Annotated in this window: 23 protein-coding genes; 11 read left to right on the forward strand and 12 right to left on the reverse strand. The window is 66.2% G+C overall.

The features are described 5' to 3' along the window. Window positions 1-31: 31 nt before the first annotated feature. The 5 genes from ACFC4D_RS10025 to ACFC4D_RS10045 are packed head-to-tail and all read left to right on the forward strand — an operon-like array spanning window position 32 to window position 4,691. On the forward strand, window positions 32-1,105 hold the full coding sequence (locus ACFC4D_RS10025; RefSeq protein ID WP_376062442.1) for an ABC transporter substrate-binding protein: 1,074 nt from the start codon (window positions 32-34) through the stop codon (window positions 1,103-1,105). Next, on the forward strand, window positions 1,102-1,977 hold the full coding sequence (locus ACFC4D_RS10030; RefSeq protein ID WP_376062443.1) for an ABC transporter permease: 876 nt from the start codon (window positions 1,102-1,104) through the stop codon (window positions 1,975-1,977). Before ACFC4D_RS10025 ends, ACFC4D_RS10030 begins: the two co-directional genes overlap by 4 nt. Further along, window positions 1,965-2,846 carry an ABC transporter permease gene (locus ACFC4D_RS10035; protein ID WP_376062444.1) on the forward strand — a complete coding sequence of 294 codons (882 nt, stop codon included), beginning with the start codon at window positions 1,965-1,967 and terminating at the stop codon, window positions 2,844-2,846. The genes ACFC4D_RS10030 and ACFC4D_RS10035 overlap by 13 nt, the downstream gene beginning before the upstream one ends. Continuing rightward, a complete protein-coding gene (locus ACFC4D_RS10040; protein ID WP_376062445.1) occupies window positions 2,843-3,913 on the forward strand; it encodes an ABC transporter ATP-binding protein in 1,071 nt (356 codons plus the stop codon). Before ACFC4D_RS10035 ends, ACFC4D_RS10040 begins: the two co-directional genes overlap by 4 nt. Before the next feature lie 13 nt (window positions 3,914-3,926). After that, on the forward strand, window positions 3,927-4,691 hold the full coding sequence (locus tag ACFC4D_RS10045; RefSeq protein ID WP_375952964.1) for a GntR family transcriptional regulator: 765 nt from the start codon (window positions 3,927-3,929) through the stop codon (window positions 4,689-4,691). On the opposite strand, the gene ACFC4D_RS10050 is transcribed toward ACFC4D_RS10045, so the two are convergent. After that, window positions 4,669-5,238 (reverse strand): HD domain-containing protein, encoded by a 570-nt coding sequence (locus ACFC4D_RS10050; protein ID WP_376062446.1) that lies wholly within the window; start codon window positions 5,236-5,238, stop codon window positions 4,669-4,671. The genes ACFC4D_RS10045 and ACFC4D_RS10050 overlap by 23 nt on opposite strands. Beyond that, on the reverse strand, window positions 5,235-6,368 hold the full coding sequence (locus ACFC4D_RS10055; RefSeq protein WP_375952959.1) for a TauD/TfdA family dioxygenase: 1,134 nt from the start codon (window positions 6,366-6,368) through the stop codon (window positions 5,235-5,237). The genes ACFC4D_RS10050 and ACFC4D_RS10055 overlap by 4 nt, the downstream gene beginning before the upstream one ends. A gap of 111 nt (window positions 6,369-6,479) precedes the next feature. On the opposite strand from ACFC4D_RS10055, the gene ACFC4D_RS10060 reads away from it, so the two are divergent. Genes ACFC4D_RS10060 through ACFC4D_RS10075 form a run of 4 tightly spaced genes read left to right on the forward strand, consistent with a single transcriptional unit; the run spans window position 6,480 to window position 8,626 of the window. Then, window positions 6,480-7,664 carry an anion permease gene (locus tag ACFC4D_RS10060; RefSeq protein ID WP_376062447.1) on the forward strand — a complete coding sequence of 395 codons (1,185 nt, stop codon included), beginning with the start codon at window positions 6,480-6,482 and terminating at the stop codon, window positions 7,662-7,664. 13 nt (window positions 7,665-7,677) lie between these two features. Continuing rightward, a complete protein-coding gene (locus ACFC4D_RS10065) occupies window positions 7,678-7,974 on the forward strand; it encodes a hypothetical protein (RefSeq protein ID WP_376062448.1) in 297 nt (98 codons plus the stop codon). 4 nt (window positions 7,975-7,978) lie between these two features. Further along, window positions 7,979-8,287 carry a DUF3349 domain-containing protein gene (locus tag ACFC4D_RS10070; protein WP_376062449.1) on the forward strand — a complete coding sequence of 103 codons (309 nt, stop codon included), beginning with the start codon at window positions 7,979-7,981 and terminating at the stop codon, window positions 8,285-8,287. A gap of 24 nt (window positions 8,288-8,311) precedes the next feature. Beyond that, window positions 8,312-8,626 carry a DUF3349 domain-containing protein gene (locus ACFC4D_RS10075; RefSeq protein WP_375952947.1) on the forward strand — a complete coding sequence of 105 codons (315 nt, stop codon included), beginning with the start codon at window positions 8,312-8,314 and terminating at the stop codon, window positions 8,624-8,626. 1 nt (window position 8,627) lies between these two features. On the opposite strand, the gene ACFC4D_RS10080 is transcribed toward ACFC4D_RS10075, so the two are convergent. The 6 genes from ACFC4D_RS10080 to ACFC4D_RS10105 form a co-directional block, all read right to left on the reverse strand. Then, window positions 8,628-9,704 (reverse strand): magnesium and cobalt transport protein CorA, encoded by a 1,077-nt coding sequence (locus ACFC4D_RS10080; RefSeq protein WP_376062450.1) that lies wholly within the window; start codon window positions 9,702-9,704, stop codon window positions 8,628-8,630. Window positions 9,705-9,757: 53 nt separating this feature from the next. Then, entirely contained in the window at window positions 9,758-11,647 is a 1,890-nt protein-coding gene (zomB, locus tag ACFC4D_RS10085; RefSeq protein WP_376062451.1) for a flagellar motor control protein ZomB, read from the reverse strand. Beyond that, window positions 11,644-12,906: a glycosyltransferase 87 family protein gene (locus ACFC4D_RS10090; protein WP_376062452.1), complete on the reverse strand. Its 1,263-nt coding sequence runs from the start codon at window positions 12,904-12,906 to the stop codon at window positions 11,644-11,646. Before ACFC4D_RS10090 ends, zomB begins: the two co-directional genes overlap by 4 nt. 353 nt (window positions 12,907-13,259) lie before the next feature. Further along, the gene (locus ACFC4D_RS10095) at window positions 13,260-14,381 is read right to left on the reverse strand and encodes a PQQ-dependent sugar dehydrogenase (RefSeq protein ID WP_376062453.1); all 1,122 of its coding nucleotides are present in this window, start codon (window positions 14,379-14,381) and stop codon (window positions 13,260-13,262) included. Window positions 14,382-14,387: 6 nt separating this feature from the next. After that, entirely contained in the window at window positions 14,388-15,953 is a 1,566-nt protein-coding gene (locus tag ACFC4D_RS10100) for an adenylate/guanylate cyclase domain-containing protein (RefSeq protein WP_376062454.1), read from the reverse strand. A 36-nt stretch (window positions 15,954-15,989) separates the two neighbouring features. Next, window positions 15,990-16,427: a GNAT family N-acetyltransferase gene (locus ACFC4D_RS10105; protein WP_376062455.1), complete on the reverse strand. Its 438-nt coding sequence runs from the start codon at window positions 16,425-16,427 to the stop codon at window positions 15,990-15,992. Window positions 16,428-16,565: 138 nt separating this feature from the next. Here ACFC4D_RS10105 and ACFC4D_RS10110 point away from each other — a divergent pair, with 138 nt between their 5' ends. Beyond that, entirely contained in the window at window positions 16,566-17,501 is a 936-nt protein-coding gene (locus ACFC4D_RS10110; RefSeq protein ID WP_376062714.1) for an alpha/beta hydrolase, read from the forward strand. Between the two features lie 70 nt (window positions 17,502-17,571). Further along, window positions 17,572-18,267, forward strand: coding sequence for a DNA polymerase beta superfamily protein (locus tag ACFC4D_RS10115; protein ID WP_376062456.1), 696 nt, complete (start codon window positions 17,572-17,574; stop codon window positions 18,265-18,267). A gap of 64 nt (window positions 18,268-18,331) precedes the next feature. On the opposite strand, the gene ACFC4D_RS10120 is transcribed toward ACFC4D_RS10115, so the two are convergent. The 4 genes from ACFC4D_RS10120 to ACFC4D_RS10135 form a co-directional block, all read right to left on the reverse strand. Beyond that, complete coding sequence (locus ACFC4D_RS10120) at window positions 18,332-18,718, reverse strand: peptidase inhibitor family I36 protein (RefSeq protein ID WP_376062457.1); 387 nt, start codon at window positions 18,716-18,718, stop codon at window positions 18,332-18,334. A gap of 128 nt (window positions 18,719-18,846) precedes the next feature. Beyond that, window positions 18,847-20,400, reverse strand: a complete 1,554-nt coding sequence (locus ACFC4D_RS10125; protein WP_376062458.1) for a hypothetical protein — start codon at window positions 20,398-20,400, stop codon at window positions 18,847-18,849. Window positions 20,401-20,481: 81 nt separating this feature from the next. Continuing rightward, window positions 20,482-21,714, reverse strand: coding sequence for a hypothetical protein (locus ACFC4D_RS10130; RefSeq protein ID WP_376062459.1), 1,233 nt, complete (start codon window positions 21,712-21,714; stop codon window positions 20,482-20,484). 59 nt (window positions 21,715-21,773) lie between these two features. Next, window positions 21,774-24,809, reverse strand: coding sequence for an alpha-mannosidase (locus ACFC4D_RS10135; protein ID WP_376062460.1), 3,036 nt, complete (start codon window positions 24,807-24,809; stop codon window positions 21,774-21,776). Window positions 24,810-25,044 lie beyond the last annotated feature (235 nt).

Here is a 25,044-nt window from a genome sequence, read left to right on the forward strand (position 1 = left end):
CTGTCTCGTCGCAGGGGCTTTGGTCCTGAGCATGGGAGCCTGCACCAAGAAGTCCGAGACGGCGGCGAGCAGTGCCGCCACCGCCACCTCGGCCGCGGACCTGGGTGGGATGGACGCGTTGATCGCCGCCGCCAAGAAGGAGGGGACGCTCAATCTCATGGCGCTGCCACGGGATTGGGCGGGCTACGGCGAACTCATGGACAATTTCGCCGCCAAGTACGGCATCAAGGTCAACGATGACAACCCGGGCGCGAGCAGCGCCGATGAGATCAATGCCATCAAATCACTGAAGGGGCAGGATCGCGCGCCGGACGCGGTGGACGTGGGCACCTCGTTCGCCATCAGCGGGGCCAAGGAAGGGCTGTACGCGCCCTACAAGGTGACCGGCTGGGCCGATATCCCGGATTCCCAGAAGGCTTCGGACGGAACGTGGTTCGCCGATTACGGCGGCTACATGTCGATCGGCTGCGATTCGGCCAAGGTGCAGGTGTGCCCGACCACCATCGCCGATCTGATCAAACCGCAGTACAAGGGTCAGGTCGCGCTCAGCGGTGATCCGCTCAAGAGCAATTCCGCGCTCATGGCGGTGTGGACGGCCGCGCTGGCCAACGGCGGTTCGCCGGACAATATCCAGCCCGGTATCGAGTACTTCGGAAAGCTCAAGGCGGCAGGCAATTTCGTTCCGGTCAAGGCGACCGCGGCGACCGTGCAGTCCGGTGAGACCCCGATCATCATCGACTGGGACTACCTGAACGCGGGCATCGCGCAGACCACCTCGAACACCGGTGTGAAGTGGACGGTCGCGGTCTCCACCGATGCCACCATCGGTGGCTACTACGCGCAGGCCATCAGCAAGACCGCACCGCATCCGGCCGCGGCGCGCCTGTGGCAGGAGTACCTGTACAGCGATGAGGGTCAGAACGGCCTGCTCAAGGGTTTCGCCCGCCCGGTGCGCCTGCCCGCCATGCAGAAGAGCGGCAAGGTCGATCCGGCGCTGACCAAGGTGCTGCCCGCGCCCAGTGACAAGGCGGTCTATCCGACCGACGATCAGGCCGCCAAGGCCAAGGATGTCATGACCCAGAACTGGGCGAACACTGTCAAATGAGTTCCACGGCCCGTTCGGCCCGAGCCCTGCGCTGGCTCGGGCTCGTTCCGTTCCTCGCCTACGTCGGCGTGTTCTTCCTGCTGCCCACCGGCGTGATCGCGTATTCCGCGTTCCAGGTGGGCGATAGCGGAAATACCGGTTTCGGCACCGCGAATGTGGCGGCGGCGCTCAAGGGCGCGTACCTCACCGGTTTGAAGAACAGCGTCGTGCTGTCGCTCGTGGTCGCGGTCATCGCGGCGGTGCTGGGTATCGTGCTGGCACAAGCGATTTCGAGCGGACGCGGGCAGTTGCTGCAACGCGCGGTATCCACCTCGGCCGCGGTGCTGGCGAATTTCGGCGGTCTGCCGCTGGCGTTCCTGTTCGTCGCGGCGATCGGCAATGCCGGCGTGCTGACGAAACTGGTGCAGGATCACCTGGGCGTCTCGCTTCGCGATGATCTGCACTTCGATCTCTACTCCCAGATCGGCGTGCAGTTCGTCTACCTGTATTTCCTTGTCCCGCTGATGGTTCTGGTGATCACACCCGCGCTGGAGGGCCTGCGGCCGGAATGGCGCGAGGCGGCCGAGAGTCTGGGCGCGCGCGGCTGGCAGTACTGGCGCTATGTCGCGGGTCCGGCACTACTGCCGCATTTCCTGGGCAGTGTGGCGCTGCTGTTCTGCACCTCGTTCTCCTCCTTCGCGACCGCCGATGCGCTCACCAACGGCACCCTGGCGATCACGCCCCTCCAGATCGAGAGCGCCGTCTCGGGCAATGTCCTTGTCGGACAGGAGAATCTGGGCGCGGCCATGGCTCTGAACATGATCGTGGTGGTGGTGCCGCTGACCCTGCTCTACCAGTACATGCAGAACAGGACCTCCCGATGGCTACAGTGACCGATCCCGCCGTGGTGCTGGGTGGCGCTGCGGGACAACCGAATTCGGGACCTCGGCGCGGTATCTCGCGCCCGACGGCGTACTGGCGGTGGATCGTGCTCGGCCTGGCCGGGCTCTATTTCATCGGCCCGTTCGCGGTGGCGTTCTGGTTCACCATCCACGACAAGAACGGGGTGAGTTTCCGCGCGTACGGGCACATCCTGTCCGCCGGTGGGCTCACCGACGCCCTGGGCACCTCATTGGCGCTGGGCCTGATCGCGGTGGTGATCACCCTGGTGCTCATGGTGCCCACCATGCTGCTGGTGCACCTGCGATTACCCGCCGCGCGCCCGCTGGTCGAGCTGTTATCGCTACTGCCCCTGGTGATTCCGCCGGTCGCCCTGGTGGTGGGCGTGCGCAGTGTGCTGTCGTGGGGCAATAACAGCGATTACGTGGAAGTGACCCAGGTCTTCACCGCGCTACAGCGGCAACCGCTTTCGCTGATTCTGGCCCTGGTCTACGTGGTGATCGCGTTGCCGTTCACCTTCCGGGCCCTCGATGCCGGAATCCGCGGTTCGCGGATCGACGTGCTGGTCGAGGCCGCGCAGAATCTCGGCGCGGGCTGGTTCACGGTGCTGTGGCGGGTGGTGCTGCCCGCGCTGCGCACCTCCATCCTGAACGCGGCCTTCCTGACCTTCGCCCTCGTCATGGGGGAGTACACGATCGCGAAGATCCTGATCTTCCGGACCTTCCCGGTGTGGCTGGCGCAGTCGGCCAATACCGACGGTCAGTTGCAGGTCGCACTGTCCATTCTGAGCCTGGTGCTGACCTGGCTCGTCCTGCTCATCGTCGTCTCGATCGCCGGTCGATCCCGGAAGGAATCCCGATGACCGCCCAGACCGTTCCCGAAATCAGCAGCACCGCGGTGAGTTTCGCCGATGTGCACCGGCACTACGGTGCGGTGCGCGCGCTGGACGGGCTCACCCTCGATATCGAACCGGGTGAATTCATCGCCCTGCTCGGTCCCTCGGGCTGCGGTAAGACCACCGCGCTGCGCATTCTCGCCGGATTCGATCACCCGAGTTCGGGGCAGATCCTGGTCGGTGGCCGCGATGCCGCTTCGATCCCGGCGAACAAGCGCGATATGGGCATGGTCTTCCAGTCCTACAGCCTCTTTCCGACCATGTCGGCGCAGGACAATGTGGCGTTCGGGCTCGGCCTGCGCGGTCGGCCCGCCAAGCGGCGGCGCGAGCGGGCGCGCGAACTCCTGGATATGGTCGGCCTCGCCGAACATGTGACGAAGTATCCGCATCAGCTCTCCGGCGGACAGCAGCAGCGCGTCGCACTGGCGCGAGCGCTCGCCATCGCACCCCGGGTGCTACTGCTCGATGAGCCGCTCTCGGCCCTGGATGCCAAGGTACGCCAGCAATTACGCGAGGAGATTCGCCGCATCCAGCGCGAACTCGGCGTGACCACCGTCTTCGTCACCCATGACCAGGAGGAGGCGCTGGCCATCGCGGACCGGGTCGCGGTCATGCGCAATGGCCGCATGGAACAGTGCGCGAGTCCCGATCAGGTGTATCAGCGGCCCGCGACGCCGTTCGTCGCCGAATTCGTCGGCACCATGAATCGGATTCCGGCGATCGCCGTGGACGCCACCCATGTCCGGGTGGGGGAGCAGGTGCTGGTGTGCGACGGTGAGTCCACACCGTCGGGTGAGGTGACCGTACTGGCCCGCCCGGAAGCGGTGCTGGTGCACGAATCCCCGGACGGCACAACGACTGTGAAGTCCGGAACGTTCTTCGGCGCGACCACCCGCTTGCGCCTGACCCGGCCCGACGGTCTGGAACTGCTCGCCGATGTGGCCAGCCACCGTGCCGCCGAGCTGACCCCCGGCACCCGGGTCGAGGTCTCGCTGCTGGACCGGCCGGTGCTGCTGGCCGCGGATTCGCGTTGAATACAGTTGCCGTGTGACCACTGAGCATCCGAAGGTTCCCCGCTACCGGGAGATCGCCGAGCAATTGCGCGCGGCGATCGAGAACGGTGAGTTCGCCGACGGATCCGCACTACCCTCGGAACATCGCCTCAGCGAACGCTACGGGGTATCGCGCGGCACCATCCGCCATGCGTTCGCGTTCCTGCGCGCCTCCGGTGTGGTCTCCTCACGCCAGGGCGCGCGCCGCCAGGTGCTGAGCGGTCCGCGCGCGCAGCCCATGACCGAACTGGTGAGCTTCGCCCGGTGGGCGCGCAGCATCGGTGAGACCCCGAGCAGCAGCACGGTCGGGACCGCGAGTGTGCTGCCCTCGGACGAAGTGCGCGAAAAGCTGGGTTTGGCCAAGGGCGAGAACGCTTTCCACGTCGAACGGGTGCGGCTGCTGAGCGGAACCCCGACCATGCTGGAGAACACCTACTATCCCGAACGGCTCGCCGAGCCGATTCTGGCCATGGATCTGGACGCCGAATCCATCACCGATCACCTGGAGAACTACGGCATCGTCTTCGCCGACGCCGAACACTCCATCGATGCCATCGCCGCACCCGCCCGCACCGCCGGACTGCTCGGAATCCGCACCGGCACACCGCTATTGCGCACCATCCGGCGCACCACCGATCCCGCGGGTGAGGTGCTGGAGTGCTCGTTCGACACCTATGTCGGTTCGGCCGTCGCGTTCGTGGTGCGCAATTCGGTGGCCGCGGGCGCGGTCAGCCGGGTCAGGTCGCTGCTGGCGACCTGAGCGTGCGATCCAGGGCGTCGATCTCGGCGCGGAAGTCCGCCAGCGCAGGTATCGGCGCGTCCGGATCCTTTCCGGCATCGTCGAATCTGCGCAGGGCGGTGGCGGATTCGCAGTGCGGCTCGGCCGCGAAGGCCGCGAGTTCGCTGGCGCTCATCTGCCCGCCCTGTACCGACATGGTGTATTTCGAGGCGGCCGAGAGCCGGTCGTAGTAGTCCGGGTCGGTCCCGCACAGATACCGTTTGGCCGCGACGTGCAACCGCACCGGTTCGGTGACATCGGCATCGAACCATTGCGAAAGCCACTGCGCCGCAATGAGATCATGGCGGTTATCGGTGCCGCGCATGAGTTCACGCCCGCTCATCGCACCGGAGAAGTGCCCGACATCGTGCACCAGCGCCGCCACGATCAATGCCGCCGATGCGCCGGATTCGCGGGCCACCCGCGCGGTTTGCAGCATATGGGTGGCCATCGACACCTGTTCGCCGAGATAGTCCGCCGCACCCTCGCTCTCGAAGAGTTCGGTCAGGACGTGATACGCGGAGGTCATCGCGCGTGCTCCTCGAGTCGGCGCAGGGTGCTGGTGAGTCCGTCCAGATCGGCGTACGCGCCCTGCAGGTGGCGGCCACCGGCGGCGGCGAACGCCGTACGGGCGTGCAGTGCGCGGGTGTTGTCGAAGATCAGGCAGTCGCCGCTGTCCAGGCGGAAATTCAGGCGTGCCGCCGGTGCGTAGAGCAGTTCGGCGAAGGCGCGATACGCGGCGTAGAACGCGCGCACCCGGGCCGGTTCGGCGAGCGGTACCGCCATGGACCGATTATTGAACCGGATCTCGCGAATGCGCTGTTCGGCATCGAGTCCGATGAGCGGCACCATCGCGCCGAGCCGGGTTCCGTCACCCTCGTACCGGTAGGCGACCGGGGTCGAGGTGAGGACATCGAAGGCGGCGCGATCGGTCCGGCGCAGCGTGGCGGCGGCGGCGAACCCGTCCACCAGTCCCGAATCGCCGCCCTCGGCCGCGTTGTGCAGGCAGAGCAGCAATTGCAGGGTGGGGACCGGCTCCCGATAGGGATTATCGGTATGCGGTGTGATGGCCAATCCCGTGAACGCCAGGTTCACCGGATTCGGCTCGACTCGCACATCGAAAATGCGCCCGTAGTTGGTCTCGCGCACATATCCGAAGGTATCGGCGACCGCGGTGACCTGTCCGGCCGCGGCCGGAACACCGTGCAGCAGTGCGAATCCCCACTCCACCACCTGGCGCAGTGCGGGCGCGGGATCGTTCAGATAGCTCTCCCATGCGATCGGCTCGAGCGCGGCCGCGTCGCGGGCGTCGATCCAGAGTCGTTTGGCGCGTTCGCTGCGCAGATCGAGGTTCGCGATCCGGTCGGCGTCACCCAGCAGCGATTCCAGGGGGAACGAGGTCTGATGGTCATCGGGGGAGAACCGCACCCGCAGACGGCCATCGGCGACAGTCGCCTCGGCGACCCGGATATCGGCGGGCAGGTCGACGATATCGAACAGCCGCTGCCCGCTCAGCACGTCCCGGCTGTCCGCGTCGGGTGCGTTGTCCCGCAACCAGATTGCGGGTATGTCAATGGTGTCGCCACCGGTTGTGAGCCGCACATCACCGCCGATCACAGCAGCCTCGACCCCGCACCCGCTCGAAACTTGGCTATACATGTTTGGGAGTATGGCACAGCTCGGACACACTGGGTGGTCGCGTTCTGAACTTCGAGTGAACAGCTGCGCGGAGCCGTAGCCGACGGCCCGGCGGCGACTGAAAATACGTGGGTGAGTGCAGAACTGATCGTGCTTCTGATCGTGATCATCACCGCGTTGGCTTTCGATTTCACCAACGGTTTTCATGACACCGCCAATGCGATGGCGACCTCGATCGCCACCGGGGCGCTCAAACCGCGAGTGGCCGTGGCCATGTCGGCGGTCCTCAACTTGATCGGCGCTTTTCTTTCCGTCGAAGTGGCCAAAACCGTCTCGGGCGGGCTGCTCAATATCGGCAATGTCCACCATATGGAATTGCTGCACATAGTCTTCGCCGGTCTGGTCGGCGGAATTCTGTGGAATCTGTTCACCTGGCTGTTCGGAATTCCGTCCAGCTCCTCGCACGCGCTGTTCGGCGGCCTGATCGGTGCGGCCGTTGCGGCGCTGGGCGCGAGCGGGGTGATCTGGACCGGCAATGAGAAGACCGGCCTGATCAGCAAGATCATCGTTCCGGCGGCGCTGGCCCCGTTCGTCGCGGCCATGGTGGCCGCGCTGGGCACCTTCCTGATCTACCGGCTCACCCGCACCGCGAACAAGAAGAAGGTCTCCGACGGCTTCCGCTGGGGCCAGATCGGTTCCGCCGGTTTGGTTTCGCTCGCGCACGGCACCAATGACGCGCAGAAGACCATGGGCGTGATCTTCATGGCATTGGTCGCGCACGGCACCTTCACCAATGGCGACGATATTCCGCTGTGGGTCAAGGTCTGCTGCGCGCTGGCAATTGCCGCGGGCACCTATCTGGGCGGCTGGCGGATTATCCGCACGCTCGGCAAGGGTCTGGTGGAAATCGATTCCCCGCAGGGTTTCGCGGCCGAGACATCCTCGGCGGCAATCATTCTCACCTCGGCGCAATTCGGCCTGCCGCTCTCGACCACGCAGACCGCCACCGGCTCGATTCTGGGTACCGGGCTCGGTAAGCCGGGCGCGGAGGTGCGCTGGGGGGTCATGGGACGCATGGCGCTGGCCTGGTTGTTCACCCTGCCGCTGGCGGGTCTGGTGGGCGCGCTGTGCTGGTTCATCGCCGATCTGTTCGGCGGACTCGGCGGCGTGCTGGTCGATTTCGCGCTGCTGATCGCGGTGTCCGGCTACATCTACCTGCGGTCCCGGCGCAATCCGGTCGGCACCGACAATGTCAATGACGAATGGGAGGGCGGGCTCGCACCGTCTTCGGATATCAAGACCGGCGCGACGGTCTGAGGAGCCACGATCCATGCATACAGTTACCGCCATCGCGAAATCCCTCGGCGAAGTCACCCTGATCGCGCTGCTGCTCGGTGTCGGATTGCCGCTGATCTTCTCGGTCGGCATCCGGTTCTGGGCGACCGACGAACCCGCCACCGCCAATGGCGCTCCCGCCGTGCGCAATCCGGCCGTACAGGCGGTCGCCTACCTCTGCTTCGCGATCGTGGTCATCGCGGTCGGGCTCGGAATCCTGTACATCGCCAAGGATTTCATCAGCCACTCGTTCGATATCCAGCTCTTCGGCGCCAAACCTCCCAAGAAATGAAGCCATGACATCGAATACGTCAATCCTGGGTTCGGTGCTGCGCTGGCTGCGCGCCGGATACCCGCAGGGCGTTCCGTCCGAGGACTATCTCGCCCTGCTGGCGGTGCTGCACCGCCGGCTCACCGAGACCGAGATCGGCCTGCTCGTGGACCAATTGACCGCCGAGGACACCGACGGCATCATCGAGCGCGCGGAAATCGAAGCGGCCATCCGGCGGCTTGCGCATGAAACGCCGGGGGACGACGATATCAATCGAGTCGCCGCGCGGCTCGCCGCCGCCGGGTGGCCGCTGGCACACCCGTCCGAAGCCTGATCACTTTCGCGAAACCGGAGACCAATGGCGCTGTCTGGTGTGCTCGCCCGAATTCTGGCCTGGCTCAGGGCCGGATATCCCCAGGGCGTGCCGGATACCGATTACATTCCGCTGCTGTCGCTGCTCGCGCAGCGGTTGCCCGAGGACGAAGTTCGTCAGGTGGCGGACGCACTCGTGCGGCAGGGAGCGATTCCGGCGGATAAGATCGACGCCGGGGTCGGGATCACCAAAGTCACCGACGATATGCCTTCCGAAGCCGATATCGCGCGGGTGCGCGCGCATTTATTGGCTTCGGGATGGCCCGTCGACGACAATTGGAACGAGCCCGGAAACCCCTGAGCTACAACCACTTGATGCGCCGGAACAGCACCAGCAATCCGGCGCAGAGGGTGAACATCAGCGTCAGTACCGCCGGATAACCCCATACCTGATGCAGTTCGGGCATATGCTCGAAATTCATCCCGTAGATTCCGGCGATCATGGTCGGCACCGCGGCGATGGCGACCCCCGCCGAGATCTTCCGCATATCGGTGTTCTGCTGTACCGCGGTCTTGGCGACGGCGGCATTGACCAGGGCGCTGAGCGTTTCGTCGAAATCGCGAATACGTTCGGTGACCGCGGTGTGGTGGTCGGCGACATCGCGCAGATACCGCCGAACCTCTTTGGGCAGTGGGGTTTCGGGGCGGCCCAGCAATTGCAGCGGGGTCGCCAGTGGGCTCACCGCGCGCCGTAATTCGACGATCTCGCGTTTGAGCTGGTAGATCGATTCGATCGAGACATGGCTGTTCGGGGAGAACACCACCTCTTCGACCGCGTCCACCTCGGCCTCGAGTTTCCGCGTCACCTCGACATAGGCGTCGACCACATAGTCGGCGATGGCGTGCAGCACCGCACCGGACCCCAAAGCCAGCCGTTTCGGGTCCGATTCCAATTCCTGCCGGACGCCGGCCAGTCCCGAATGTTCGCCCTGCCGCACCGCCACCACGAAATCGGGCGCGGCGAATACCACGACCTCCCCGGTCTGCACGATCTCGCTGACCGTATGCATTTCATGTTCGACATAGGCGACGGTGCGCATGATCAACATGAGGGTGTCGTCATAGCGCTCGGCTTTCGGCCGATGCGAACCCTCCAGCACATCCTCGACCGCCAGCGCGTGCAATCCGAAAGTCTGCGCTATATCGGTCATCTGGATATCGTCCGGATCGTGCAGACCCACCCACACGAATCCGTTCCCGCGCTTGCGCACCTCGGCCAATGCCGCGGTATGCGTGAAATGCCCCCGCAACCGCTCCCCGTCCACGTACACCGCGCAATCCACAATGGCGCGCGCGGTGGGAATGCGAATGCGCGGCAACGGTACGGCCGACCGTCGCCTCGGTCCGCGGAACGAGGGCAGCGGTGGAATTGCGGGCACGCCCCGATGCTATGCCGATCGGGGCGAAATCTCTTGGTGAGGGGGTGCGGGAACTATTTCGGGATCGGGTCGGCGAGATCGCAGCGCTGCAACTCGTAGCGTGGGATGCGGTCGATGCGGGTGTTCGCGAAGGTGAGTGCCTGCATGAGGTTGTGGCGGAAGCGGGTGAAGGTGAGTGGGGCGCGGACCGAGGCGAGTAGGTCCTGGGTGGTGGGGCAGGACAGCGCGGCGCGGGAGCGGGCCACCGCGGATTCCTCGATGTGCGCGGCCATCCACGGGTGCTTGTCGACGACGCCGGTATCGGCGACGACCCAGCTGCCGTTCAGGTTCTTATCGTGTCCGATGCGGCCGTCGGTGACCCGATCGGTATGCGCCGCAAGGGGATACGCCAGACCCATCGGATCGATGACGCGTACGTGCAACGGCAGGTTCATGCTCGTCATGCCGAGGTTCAGGAACAGCACGGTATGGCCCGCGCCGCCCTCGGGGACGGGTTGCGGCGGCGGGATGACGTACCAATAGGTTTGATCGGGCAGGTTGACGACGAGTCCGCCGTTGGGGGTGTCGCCGATATCGCGCAGCAGCGGGCGCATGCGGGGGTAATCGAGATAGTCCTCGGCCAGGATGGGATGGTCGTGACCGCCGTTGAGCACGTAGTAGATTCGCTCGTCGACGATACCGCTGGACCGGATCTCGGTACCGGAGGTGATGGCGGTGATATTGGCGGCGAACAGCGCCCAGCCCGCCGTACAGGCCAGGGTCACCAGCGCGATCACGGCGGTGCGATCACGGCCGAGGCGGATGGGCAGCACCATGACCGGGGCCAGGAGGCAGAACAGCTGGGGCAGCAGCATGCGGCCGTGCATGAAATCGCCGCCGACGCGGAGTTCATAGACGGTGAGCAGGATGCCGCTGCCGATCATGAGTGCGGCGATGGTGGCCGGTGCGCGCAATCGCCGTGCGGCCCAGCGGATTCGGCGCTCCCGGAGAGCCACCCCCGCCCAGATTCCCAGGATCAGCAGTGGCAGCCACAGCAGATACGGTCCGGCCAGATCCTGGAGGTAGATGAACCCCTGATGCCATTTCGCGCCACCGGCATCCTTGGCCACCGCGGTATTCGGGAACGGCAGCGCATAGTAGCCCATCCGCCAGATCTGATAGGCGATCGGCGTCAGACCGGCGACCACGCCGATCAACACCCGGAACATCCACGGCCGCAGCCGGGTTCGGGGGACCGGCGCGCAGCACAGCAGCAGTACCGCGAGCCCGCCGACCACGGTCAGTTCCGGGCGGATCAGCGGTGCCAGTCCGGCCCAGAACACCAACCCGAAAAACGCCGCGGGACGCACTGTTTCGGCCTGGGCCCAGCGCATCAGTCCCCACCACAGCACCGCCAGCCAGAAGATGACCAGGCAGTTCTCCAGTCCGGAGGTGGCGTAATCGCGGGCGGGCGGCAGGGCGATATAGACCAGCGCTCCGGCGGGGACCAGCAGGGTGGATCGCGTTCCGCCCCACAGCCTTCCCGCGCCCAGCATGGCGATGACCACCGCGAGCACCGACAGCGTGAGCGCGATCGTCAGGACGACGTATTCGAGCCGTCCCTGGGTCAGCCAGCTGAAGAACCACACGACATAGGTCCACGCCGTACTCGTATTGGTTTCGACGCGTTCGCCCATATTGAAGACCGGGCCATTGCCCGCCAGCAGATTCCGGACGGTGCGCAGCACGATCAGCCCGTCATCGGCGATCCAGCGGCGCTGCCACGCTCCGGCGGCGAAAAGTATTGCCACGAGCAGGATTCCACCGCCGAATACGATACGCGGCAGCTGCGGGAACGCGGCCGCGTGGTGCTCTCGCGGGGTACCGGTGCGCACGATCGGCAATTGCGCGGTGGCGGGCAGTCCCGGGTCGGCGACCGCATCGGGGGAGAGGGACAGCGTCATCGACTACTCCGATCATGGCGTCGGGCGATCACGTAGGCCGCCGTCACGATGAGCAGCAGCGGATAGCAACTCGCGTAGAACGGCACCGCCAGATACGACCACCAGTCCGGAATGTCGTCGCGCGGCAACATGAACAGCCCGATCCCGATCGGATGCGGGGACTCCGCCAGCGGCGGGCGGTCCGGATAGTTCCACCACCAGCAGAAGCTGATCGACAGCACCACCGCCGGCGCGATCCAGCGCTTCCGATCGGTCGTGGTGCAGACGTGCTGTACCGCGAGAATGAACAGCGGTACGAACCACACCCAGTGATGCCCCCACGAGAACGGCGACGCGCACGCCGAGGTCATGCCCGCGATGGTGATGGCCAGCAGATTCCGGCCGGTGCGATAGGCCAGGGTCGCGGCCGCCAGCCCGAGTGCGATCACCGGGATGACGGCGGCCAGCCACATCCACATAGGCGGGGTGTAGACGGTGCCGTAGGTGTGCGAGATGAACTTTCGCGCATCGGCGAACCGAAGCAGTTGCGCGACAATGCCATTGACCGATTGATTGCCCGGCGAGTCCACCGCTCCGATCCGCCCCGACGCGGTGACCTGCGCACTCCAGTACTTCCAGGAATCGGTGGGCCGGATCAGGAATCCGACCGCGATGGTCGCGGCGAATGTCCCGGCCGCGATGCCGAGCGTGCGCCACTGCCGCGTGCACGCCAGATACAGCAGGAAGAACGCCGGTGTCAGCTTGATACCCGCCGCGATCCCGACCCCCAGCCCGCGCAGCCGCGCGGTCGGCGGCCGGGTGAGATCCCAAACGATCAGCAGCACCAGGAACACATTGACCTGTCCGAGCCACAGCGTGGTGCGCACCGGCTCCAGCGCGGTGCACACCACCGCCAGCACGGTCGCGAAAATCCAGGTGCGCGTGCTGTTCTCGTACCGCAGCACCAGCAGGCAGCGCCCCACCAGCCCGATCAGCGCCGCCATGATCGCCACCCACCAGATCACCTTGGCCACGCTCACCCCGAAGAACGCGAGCGGTACGAACGTCAGCGCCGCGAACGGGGTATAGGTGAACTCCATCTCGAACACGACGGGCCCGCTGTACAGCGGCGTGCGTTCCAGCAGCGAGAGCCCACCCGCGCGATACACCTGCAAATCCAGCGCATTGCTGAACAGCCCGTAGTAGGGATTGCCCATCGGCATCGCGAACACATGCCACACCAGCACCGCCACCGCGGCGATCGCGACGACGATCATCATCCGATCGCTCACCACCGGCCGACCGGCGGCCCCGTGTTCTTCGGGTAGCTCCCCCCGCCGAGGCGAACGATCGGGCGCGAGTGTCCGCGTCGTAGTCCGCTGTGGGGCAGCCGTCACCGTCATCTCCTCTGCGAAAGATCCGAACTCGTCGATCCAGCCGAGGGCAGCAAAGGGCCCGCCGCGATATCTACTCGGCAGCGAAATGGGTATTCAATCGAGCGAATGCTAGCGGCAACCCACCCCCGAACCACGCCGCGAAACACCCCAAATCCGACGCTCCACCCCGGTTTCGACCGCATGTCGCGCGGCCGAACGATATTGCCCGTTTCGGCCGGTTCGGTGATGGATTCGATTCAGCGGGCGGGGAAGCGGAGGATGCGGTCGTCGCCGGTGTGGATGTCGCCGCGGCCGTCGGTGTTGGAGGTGGTCAGCCAGAGTGCGCCGTCGGGGGCGATCGCGACGGTGCGCAGCCTGCCGAGGTGGTTGGTCAATTGGGCGGTGGGGCGGGTTGGTGCGCCGTCTTGCAGGGGGAGGGTCCAGAGTCGTTCGCCGCGTAGGGCTGCCGCGTACATGGTGTTTCCGGCGATCGCGAGGCCGGAGGGGGAGGCGTCGGAGGGGGACCAGGTGATGAGGGGGTCGGTGTATTGGGGGTTGTTCGCTATGCCTTCGACGTCGGGCCAGCCGTAGTTGTGGGCCGGTTCTATGCGGTTGATTTCGTCGAAGCGGTTCTGGCCGAATTCGGTGGCGTAGAGGCGGCCTTCCGAATCCCAGGCGAGTCCTTGGACATTGCGGTGGCCGAGGCTGTAGACGGGGGAGCCGGGGGTCGGATTGCCCGGTGCGGGTTGGCCTTCGGGGGTGAGGCGCAGGATCTTGCCGTTGGGGCTGGACGGGTTCTGTGCCGCGGCACCGGTTCCGGCGTCGCCGGTGCCCGCGTAGAGCATGCCGTCGGGGCCGAAGGCTATGCGGCCGCCATTGTGGTTGGACGCCTTGGCGATTCCGGTGAACAGCACCTCGGGTTGGCCGTCGAGCCGGAAGCGCACGATGCGGTTATCGGTGTCGGCGGTGAAATAGGCGTAGATATAGCCGTTTTCGGCATAGGCGGGGGATACGGCGAGACCGAGCAGACCGCCCTCACCGGCGGCCGCCACACCGGGGACCCGGTAGACCTGTTCGGCGGGGGCTCCCGGGGTGATCCGGAGTATCACCCCGGAGTCGCGCTCGGCGACCAGCGCGCCGCCCTGCGGGAGGAAGGCGAGACCCCAGGGCACGTCGATGCCGTGGACGAGTTCCTCGGGCGCGGTGAGATCTATCGTTCCGCCGGACCGGCTCGGTGCGGTCGAGGTGGCCACCGCCGTCGGGCCCTGGGCCGTGGTGGGCTGATCATCGGAGCACGCGGCGATGAGGCTCGCCGATGCGCACACCGCCAGCAGCAGCGATAGTGACCGGAAATGCCTTGTGCGCCATGGGTGTCGCATACGGGGTCAATTCTGTGGTCGGGCCAGGTGGGTGGGGGCGAGGCGGCCGCGCAGGGTCACCGATTCGCCCACGGTCCAGTATTTCTGTTCGGCGGCGTCGGCCGCATCCACGGTGGCCCCGGAGCCGAGGACCCGGTTGTCCTCGGATTTGGCGAGTTCGCACAGGCGGGCGGCCTCATTGACCGCATCGCCGATGACGGTGAACTCATAGCGGCGGTGCGCGCCGACATTGCCTGCCACCACACGGCCCGCCGCGACGCCGATCGCGGCATCGAATCCGGTTGTCTCACTGGATAACCGGCCGCGTATCGCACGCGATGCGGCCAGCGCGGACCCGGCGGCGTCGGACAGCGGTGCGGGCGTGCCGAAGACCGCGAGGGCGGCATCGCCCTCGAACTTGTTGACCAGCCCGCCGTGTCGTTCCACCTCGTCGACCACGATGGCGAAGAAGTCATTGAGGATGGTGACGATTTCCCGGGCGGGGCGAGTCGCCGCCATGGTGGTCGATCCGATGATGTCGACGAAAAGCGCTGCGGCATACAGTTCTTCGCCGCCGAGCTCGGGATTGCGTTCCAGCGCGGCCGCGGCGACATCGTGGCCGACGTGACGGCCGAACAGGTCGCGGATCTGTTCCCGCTCCCGCAGACCCTGCACCATGCGGTTGAAACCGGCTTGCAGTTCCCCCAATTCGGTGCCGTCGTACACGGTGACCGCGGCCTCCAGATCGCCGTCCTCGACCCGCCGCAGCGCATTGCGCACACCGCGAATCGGCGCGACCGCCGCTCCCAGCGTCTGTGTCATGAGGACACCGCCGAAGACCAGCGTCGCCCCGCCGAGCGAGAGTACGCACACCGCAAGCCTTTCGGTGCTGATGTCCACACTCGACAGCGCCAGTATCGCCAGCACCATGAGCAGCGCCACCGGCGTCCCGGACCCGAGCATCCACACCAGCATCGACCGCCCGAACACCCCGACCCCGCGCGCCTGCCGTGACGGTGCGGCGTCCAGCACCCGCGCCGTGATCACCCGCAGCGCGAACTCGGCGGCCAGATAGCTGTTGGCGCACACCACGATCGCGCTGAATCCGATGCCGAGCACGAACTTGGGCACGAACGCCGGATCGGCGATCCCGTACAGCGGCGTCAGCACCGCCATACCACCGAGCCACAGCAACGCCTGCTGCAAAACCAGTCGCCGCGGCACCCGTGCGGCGGCATGCCGCTCGCGCTGATCGGGTATCCGATCCGGATCGGTGGACCAGCGCAGCGTCCGCAATCCCCAGACGGTGCCCCAGGTGAATCCGAGCACCAGCGCCAGCGCCGCGTACAGCGGCACCGCCACGAAGTTGAGCAGCACCAGTTTCCGGGTGAATACCGAAGGCCCGGGCAGCACCACCCCGATCAACACCATCGCCACCGCGATGCCGATCAAATTCGCCACGGTCAACGGGACGGTCAGCAATACCTGTACCCGAACCCGCCGGGACACGGCGCCTTCCTCGACGGGCCCCAGTAGTCGGGACCCCCAAGGAGCCTTCCCGAATGTTCCGGTAGCACCCGCACCCTCGGCCATTCGTGCAGCTTAGGGCAGAGCGGCGGGTGGAGTTGATCAGGCGGATCGGCCGTCGAGCAGAACCATCCACTTCTGCGGGTCCGGCAGCGCGACGAATCCGAGTTTGGCGTACAGCCCGTGCGCGTCGAGGGTCGCGAGCATGACCCGCCTGAGTTCGTAGGGCGCGAGATATTCGACAACGGTGGTGGCGAGCCGCACCCCGAGCCCGGATCCGCGATGATCCCGCGCGACATACACATCACACAGCCACGCGAATGTCGCCAGATCGGTCACCACCCGCGCGTAGGCGACCTGATTCCCCTCCCGGTCGTACGCCCCGAAATTCAACGACCCCCGCACCGATCGCTCGACCACCTCGCGCTCGCGCCCGAGCGCCCAGTACGCGTCCGTGGACAGCCATTTATGGACCAGGTCCACATCGATCCGCTCGGCGTCGACATCGAATTCGTATTCGTCCTCCACAGGTGTACTCACCCAGACGATGCTATCGAACGCCATTGTCGTGTAACGGTTTTGCCTCGGCCCGAGACGTAGCCGCACGTGAAGCTTTCTGTGCCGGGCGGCGCGACCGCCCTTCGGACCACCGCGGTGGCAGTGACCGCCGCGCTGTCCATGATGATGCTGGGTGGGGGCGCGTCGGCTGCGCCGGATAGAGCGTCCGGAATTACTTCCATCGCCAAAGAGGGCCGGACCTGGCATCTGCGGGTGTACTCACCCGCGATGGGCCGCGATATCTCCGTCGATGTGCAGCGGCCGGTCGACGAGTCCGTGCCCGCTCCCAATCTCTATATGCTCAATGGCCTCGACGGCGGTGAGGGCACCGCGAATTGGAAGGCCCAGACCAACGCGCTCGATTTCCTGGCGGGCAAACAGGTCAATGTGATTCAGCCGATCGGCGGTTTCGGCAGCTACTACACCGACTGGCAGCATTCGGATCCCGTTCTCGGGGTGAACAAATGGCGGACCTTCTTCACGCAGGAGCTGCCGCCGCTGCTGGACGAGGCGCTGCACTCGACGGGTGTGAACGCCCTGACCGGCCTGTCCACCTCCGGCACCTCGGTACTGCAATTGGCCGAGGCCGCACCCGGTCTGTGGAAGGCGGTGGCCGCGTACAGCGGTTGCGCGCAGATCGCGGATCCGATCGGTCAGCAGTTCGTGAAACTGGCGGTCGAGACCTGGGCGGGCGGTGACACCGAGAATATGTACGGGCCGTCCGCGGATCCGCAGTGGGCCGCCAATGATCCGGTGCTCAATGCCGAGAAGCTGCGCGGCACAACGCTGTACATCTCCAGCGGTAGCGGCATCCCCGTCATGGAGGATGTGAAGTACTACCTGGCCAGCGGCGGCCCCACCACGCTCGCGCTGGGCATGATCATCGAGGGCGCGGTCAACGGCTGCACCGTGAACCTGAAGAATCGCCTGGACGCGCTCGCCATTCCGGCCACCTACCAGTTCACCCCGGTCGGCACCCACTACTACCCGTACTGGGAGAAGGCCCTGCACGATTCCTGGCCGATGCTCGCCCAGGGCATGAACGTGCCCGCCTGAAATATTCGGTATCGCTTCCCTCCCCGTCCCGGAATACTCGGTGCTTTCCGAAACCGGGGAGGGAAGTGTGATGAGCGATCGAAGCGATCTGTTGCTGGAAGGCGTGGTGGGGTCGTTCGCATACGGCCTGAATACGCCCGCGAGCGATATCGACTATCTGGGCGTGTATGTGGAGCCGACCCGGACCTTCCTCGGATTGCATCCGCCGACCCGCGACCGGGGCACTCGGCAGGGTCGCGACGGGGCCGATGCCACCTATCATGAGGTGGGCAAGGCGATCGGCCTGATCCTGTCCTGCAATCCGACGGCCTCGGAGATCCTCTGGCTCGACGATTACACGGTGACCACCGAATTCGGGGCCGAGCTGATCGAATTGCGGTCGTGTTTCCTTTCGGCGCAACGGGTTCGGCATTCCTATTTCGGCTACGCCATGGCCCAGTTCCGGCGCATGCTGCATAGGCAGGAAACCCAGGGGCTGGGCGATACCCGGCTGGCCAAGCACGCCAGGCATACCCGCCGCCTGCTCTGGCAGGGCTATGAGCTGTACACGACCGGTGTGCTGCCCATCCGGCTGCCCGATCCGGAACCGTATTTCGAATTCGGCAGGCAGATGATGACCGAAGCGGGCGCGGATATCGCCAAGGCGCTCATCGCGGAATACGAGGAGAAGTTCGACAGCGCGAAATCCGTACTGCCGCAACGCCCGAATGAGGCCCCGCTGGAGGATTTCCTGCAGCGGCTGCGGCGCGCGCACCTCGACGACTGATCGGAATCGCCGAAAAGGCCCCCGGGAATAACCCGGGGGCCTCACCGCGGCCGAGTAGTGGGACTCAGTCGCAGATCTTCACCGCATCGGCGATATTGTCGACGCTCTTGGGCATGGTGCCCCGGGTGTTGTCCGGAATGGTCACCAGCACCTGCCATTCCCGGCCGGTCCAGTTGTAGACGGTCGCCTTCTGGCCGGTGCGATTCCAGTACGAGCTCAGCCGATCGCCGACCCCGCCATTGCCGATATCGTGCAGGAAGCAACCCGAATCGACCTGCACGATCATGCCGGTGCCATTGGGATTGTCGTAGCCGCAGAACATGCCGCCGGGACAGTCGTAGTTGGCCGATGCCGGTCCGGCGACGACGGCAGCGCCCGCGCCGAGTGTCAGCACGGCGGCGGCGAGCGGGACGATACGGCGAATGAACGTGGTCCGGTGGGTGATCGTCATGGTGGTTCCCCTCGAGTGAATCGATGTCCAGCCTTCGGACGGCTCGGAACGACCCTGTCCGGGGACACCAACGAGGCACTAACGACCGACTAACGAACCAGGTCGGATCGACCGTCCGACAGCGTGTTTCAGCTTCGGCCGATGAGATCCACATCCTCGACGAAACCCGCGATGCGGCCGTGTTCGAGCAGGAACGCGCCGCGCGTGATGGGTGCGTTGCCGAACGAGTCGTCATCCCAGGTCAGTCGCACCAGATGCTGGAAGATCATGCGCTGGCGTTCGTCCAGGTCGTACGGGACCGCGGTGAGACAGGTTCGGCGCGGTGTGGCGACCCACAGGCGCGGGGTGCGAAGCGCGTTGTGCGCCACCAGCATCGCCCGGGGATCGAGCACCTTCTCCGCGGAGAAATCGTGTCCCGAGCAGTTCGCGGTGGGCAGTCCGTACAGCTCGTCGAATTCCCATTCGTAGCGTTCCATACCGGAGAGCCGGGCCATGGCCGTGGGCAGCAGGAATTGGTTCTCGGGTGCGTGCTGGTCATAGCTCTGCATGGTGTAGCCGTCGGGGGTGTCCGCGGCGAGCACGATGATCGGGGCGTTTCCGGATGCGCTGGGCCAGTGCGGAATCTGATGCCGGTGTGGCCAATCGGCCGGTTTCAGCAGCGGGTACGGATCGAATGGCACCCACGTCTCGATGGGATCGGTCGCCGGTCCGTTCGCATCGTCGGCGGGGGACAGCTCATGCGTGATCGGCGCCGGGGCAATCGAATCCGTCGCGCCCTCGAAGCCGTGCAGGCGAATCCGCTGCTCGGCGTCGATCTCCAGGATGGAGTACTCGATCGTGAGCCGGTCCTGGTTCAGCGCCTGTGCGAGTTCCGGCCGCCGGGCCAGCACCCGCCGGAAATCGGGGTCCGCGTTGACCATGGCGTGCGCGTAGGCCGGACTGCCCCGATCCACCATGCGCCCGTCGACCTCGATGCTCGCGGGCGGAATCGCCGTCAGCCCTTCGAAATTGACGAAGACGTCGGTGACGATCAGCCGGTCGTCCGTCAGCCCGATGAAGTCCACCGTATGCTCGCGCACCGGCCAGTTCTCATCCCCGCCGACGAGCAGTTCGACCCCCTGCTGTTTCAGCACGTCGACGCCGCAGACCATGGCGATGGTGTGATCGTGGGTGCGGACCTCCCGATCCGCCTCGGCGAGCTGGCGCACCCAGTCCATGAGATCGAGCGCGTCATCGGCGTCCCGGCCCGGCGGTTCGTCGGCGAACTCCCCGAATCCGATTCCGCGCGTATCGAGTTGCTCGCCGGAATCCTCGATCCACGCCTGCGCGGTGAGCTCGAAGGGCAGCTCCGCGCCGAAGATATCGCGGAACGCCAGCGCCGTCATGGCGGTGAAGGATCGGTAGTCCTCGAACAGCGCGGGCCACGGCAGTCGCCTGCTGGGCAGATTGTCCTGTCCGGGCGCGAAGAGCGCCCATTCCAGTCCGCCGCCGTCGCGGGTGAATCGGGCGTTGCGACCGTGCCCGGGCGACAGCAGGATTCGACCCCCGAGTGGCAGGGTGAACAGCCGCCACGCCAGTGATTCGGTATACGAATCCCACAGCTCGCCGGCGATCTCCGGGGTGATCTCGCTCCCCGCCGTCCGCTGCTGCGGTTCGCGCCGCCAAAAGCTACCCAGCCCCACCGAATCTCCATCCGCTACAAGACAACCGCCGAAACCTAGCACTTGTTCGGTGATGCGGTGGGCATCGGCGCGGACGGAGTCTCAGCAGGTGCGATCGAGCACAGCCGCGAGCGCGCACACCGTGGCGCGCGGGTAGGGGCCCATGATTTCCGCGGCCTGCGCCGGGGTGCCATTGACCGGTACGCTCTGCACCCCCTGCCGGAAATCGCTGGCGGGCAGCATATTCCGCAGCAGAATCGCTTCCTGGGCGGTGGGGTGCGCCGACGACAGTGGTACGAAGGTCGCACCCGGTATCGCCTCGATCCGGGCCCGCTGCGCCTCGGTGCCCAGCACGTAGGTGTAGTCGCGGTCGGCGTCGAGCAGGGTTTCCCGATCCGATCGGCAGCCATTGTCGGTGGAACCGTCGGCGGCGGGATTGAGCACCACCGGTCCGGGCAGTGTGCTCAGGTTCGCGCACAGCGAGAAATAGCGGACATCGGCGCTCGCACCGGGCGGCCACACCGTCGGTCCGGTACCCGCCGGTGCGACCGGAGCTTTACCCCGCACCACGACCACCTTGTCGTCACCGGGCGGGGTGAGCGTGGCGACCAGGTAGGCGTTGTCCGCGTTCGGAAACGCCCCCGCACCGCTGACCCGGCGGAATTCGAGATTGTCGGCGGTGGCCGGCGGCAGATTCGCGGCGGTCGCGCCGAGTGCGGACAGCGCCGATGCCAGCAGCGGCGAACCACCGCCCACACAGCCCCCGAGCGTCCGGGAGCCCGTGTCATCGGTGATGCGAGCCTGCGGCAGCCGCACCGACGACGCCCCGCCGGAGGGCAGGTACTCGCGATAGATCAGGAATCCCACGCCCGCCGACTCGCCCTCGGGAGCGAGCGGAAGCGCGTTCGCCGCGGTGCGATCCGAACCGATCGTCACCGTGTAGGTGCCGCCGCCGCCCGGCCGCTGCCACGGATTGACCGATCCGGCGTCGGGGGCGATCAGATAGTCGGGCAGTGCCGAGGACACCCCGCCATTGCTGAAACTGCTGAATCTCGCGTCGTAGGTATTGAACGAGATGTACCGGGAGTCCGGGTACTGCCCGGTCGCGGTGATCGTCATACCCGGCCGCACCTGGTACGGCAGGATCCAGTACCACGCGCCGGTATCGGGATACGCGAAGTTCACCTGACCGACCGTGCGCGGTGACAGCTCCGCCTGCCAGGCACAGCCCTGATCGGCCGCCGGTTGATCGGCGGCCGCCTGCGGACCCGCGCAGAGGGATGCGGCGACCATGGCGATGATCGCACCGGGTACCGCGCGGCGGAGTCGAGTCACCGGGCCGGGCCTTTCGTCGAAGCTGTGGAGCGGCTCGGATCGTAACCCCGCATGTCGGATCATTGACGCGCGGGCGATGCGCCGGGACGGGTGAAGCGGAGGGTGAGTAGTTGAAATGGCCGCAGCCGCAAGCGAATTCCGTCGTCATGAGAGGTCTCTGAGGATTCCCCGGCCAGCGGCCGCTCCAGGAGATCGCAGAACTCGACCCCGGTGTAGTCGAAATCGGGCGATATCAGGGCTTGCGCGCGGTCGCCATGCGCCTCGTACACCCGCACGATCACATCCCCGCTCCCATCGTCCGCGAGTTTGACGGCGCTGGTCACGACGGCGGGATTGTCGATACGGACCAGCGGTGCGACAGCCGAGCCGAAACCGGTGCGCGGTGCGGTGAGGTTGATCCGGTATCCCTCGCGCACCGCATCGCCGATGGACGCGCCGACGATCAGCGCGTGCCGGAACCGGTGCGCACCGTGATCGGTCTCGGGATCGGGGAAGCGCGGTGCGCGCAGGAGCGAAACCCGCAGCGTCGTGGTCGTTCCGCCGTCATCGCGGACGGTGCGGGTGACATCGTGCCCATAGGTCGAATCATTGACCACCGCCACGCCCCAGCCCGGTTCTGCCACGTGCACGAAGCGATGGTTGCACGCCTCGAATTTGGCGTACTCCCAGCTGGTATTGGTGTGCGTCGGCCGGAACATATGCCCGAACTGGGTTTCCGAGGCATAGCGATCGGCGTGGATATCGAGGGGGAACGCGAGTTTCAGGAATTTCTCGGTCTCATGCCAGTCGACGCCGGTGTCGATATCGAGGGCGCGTTCACCCGGGCGCAGGGTCAGGGTCTGTTCGACCGTGGAGGTTCCGAACGAGCGGGTCACCCGCACCGCGGCGCCCGACGTCGAATCCGGTTCCGCCGTCACCGAATCCGCGTCGACGAGATCGGTGACCCGGTTCCGGTAGAAGAGATCGACATCCCAGGCGTCCCACGAATTCGGCAGATCCGGATGCACTTGCAGCAGATTCGCGGTCGCACCGGGCGGCAGTGCCTCCCGCCGCCGCTCGAGGTCGAATGCCGACACCACGAGCCCGCGCGCGTCCACCTCCACTCGCAGCAGCCCATTGTCGAGCACGAATCCGCCCTCGGTTCGAGCGGTCACCGAGCACGGGGGAGTGGCCTCGGCCGGACCCGCCGCACCGGCCGGAATCGATCGCCAGGTGTGCGGGGTGGAGTTGAAGACGTTCGGGCCCAGCGCATCACCGCCGAGCGCGCGCTGCGCCCGATCGATGATCGAGACCAGTTCCGTGGCCACCGCCGCATAGGTCTGCGCCGCCTCCCGGTACACCCAGGCGATCGCCGATCCGGGCAGGATGTCGTGAAACTGATGCAGCAGCACCGTCTTCCAGATCCGGTCCAGATCCGCGCTCGGGTAGTCGAAGCCGCCGCGCACGGCCGCGGTGGCCGCCCAGAGCTCCGCCTCGCGCAGTAGATGTTCACTGCGCCGATTGCCCTGTTTGGTCCGGGCCTGACTGGTCAGGGTCGCGCGATGCAGCTCCAGGTACAGCTCACCCACCCACACCGGCGGATTCGCGTAGTCGGCCTCCGCCCGGGTGAAGAAGTCGGCGGGGGTGTCCCACCGCACCCTCGGTGACCCTTCGAGGTCCTTCATGCGCGCCGCCTTGGCCACCATCTCGCGGGTCGTTCCGCCGCCGCCGTCACCCCAGCCGGTCGGCGCGAGCGATATCGACGCGCGCCCCTTCTCCTTGAAATTCCGTGCCGCGTGCGCGATCTCGCGCCCCTGCATGGAGCAGTTGTAGGTGTCCACGGGCGGGAAGTGGGTGAAGATCCGGCTGCCGTCTATCCCCTCCCACAGGAACGTATGGTGCGGGAACTGATTGATCTGACTCCAGGAAATCTTCTGCGTCAGCAGCCATTTGGATCCCGCCGCCTTGATGATCTGCGGCAGTCCCGCCGCGAACCCGAAGGTGTCCGGCAACCACGCCTCCTGATTCTCGACCCCGAATTCGTCGAGGAAGAACCGTTTGCCGTACACGAACTGCCGCGCCATCGCCTCCGACCCCGGCATATTCGTATCCGATTCGACCCACATCCCGCCCGCCGGAACGAATCTGCCCTCGGCCACCGCCCGCTTGACCTTCGCGTACACCTCGGGCCGATGCTGTTTGATGAAGTCGTACTGCGCGGCCTGCGACATGGTGAAGATGAACTCCGGCGAATCCGCCAGCAGCGCGGTCATATTCGCGGTGGTGCGCGCGACCTTGCGCACCGTCTCGCGCAGCGGCCACAGCCAGGCGGTATCGATATGCGCGTGTCCGACCGCCGAAATCGTATGCGCGGAACCGATGGCCGGTTGTGCCAGCACCTCGGTCAGGCAGGCCCGCGCGGCCGTCGCGGTGCCGTTCACATCGCGCAGATCGATCGCGTCCAGCGCCCGTTCGATGGCTCGCACGATGTCGTAGCGGCGCGCCGGATCCTCCGGCATCTCGTGCATCAGTTCGCCGAGCACCTCGAGGTCCTGCACCAGCTGCCAGACCTCTTCGTCGAAGACCGCGAGATCCATTCGCCCCAGCCGATATTGCGGATCACCACCCGCGGTCAGCTTGTCCCCGAGCGCGGTCGGCCCGAAGAACGGAATGATCGGGTTCGACGCCGCCTCCACATGCAGCAGCACCTGCTCACCGCCGGTGACCGGGGATCCTATGCGCACCCACTGATTTCGCGGATGCAGCCCCTTCACCGGCGTCCCGTCCGCCCGGTAAACCAGTCCCTCACATTGGAATCCGGTCATGTTCTGGTCGAAGCCCAGATCGATGAGCGCCTCGACGGTCCGCCCCGCCCACTCCGGCGGCACCGTGCCCTCGACGGTCAGCCAGCTCGTCCCCCAGGGCGCACCCCAGCGCGCACCCGATTCGACGGGTGTCCGCGGTGCCGCCAGCCCCTCGGCCACGTCCACGGGTTCCCCCGGCGCGACCCAGATCGAGGCCCGCAACGGCACCGATTCCGGATAGATGGCCGGAACGATCCGCTCACCGAGCACCCGTCCCAGGCGCGCCTCGATCAACCGACGATCATCGTGCATAACGGCAGCTCCGATCCAACCGGGAAAGTGGTCACCGAACCGCCTCATTGTCCGGCAGGGTCGCGATTTTCGCGGGCACGCCGCGTGGTGCATTATGTGCGGACGACGGCAGGGCGAATCGTCATGCAGATGTGTCACCGCTCGGCACAGATGTTCATCCGATGGTGGTCGCGGCGCGGCATGCTGTTGGCTAGGCAGGTGAGCGGCCATGTGCCGACGTCGAAATCCGGTGCGG

The organism is Nocardia sp. NPDC056000 (assembly GCF_042269265.1).
Lineage (GTDB): Bacteria > Actinomycetota > Actinomycetes > Mycobacteriales > Mycobacteriaceae > Nocardia.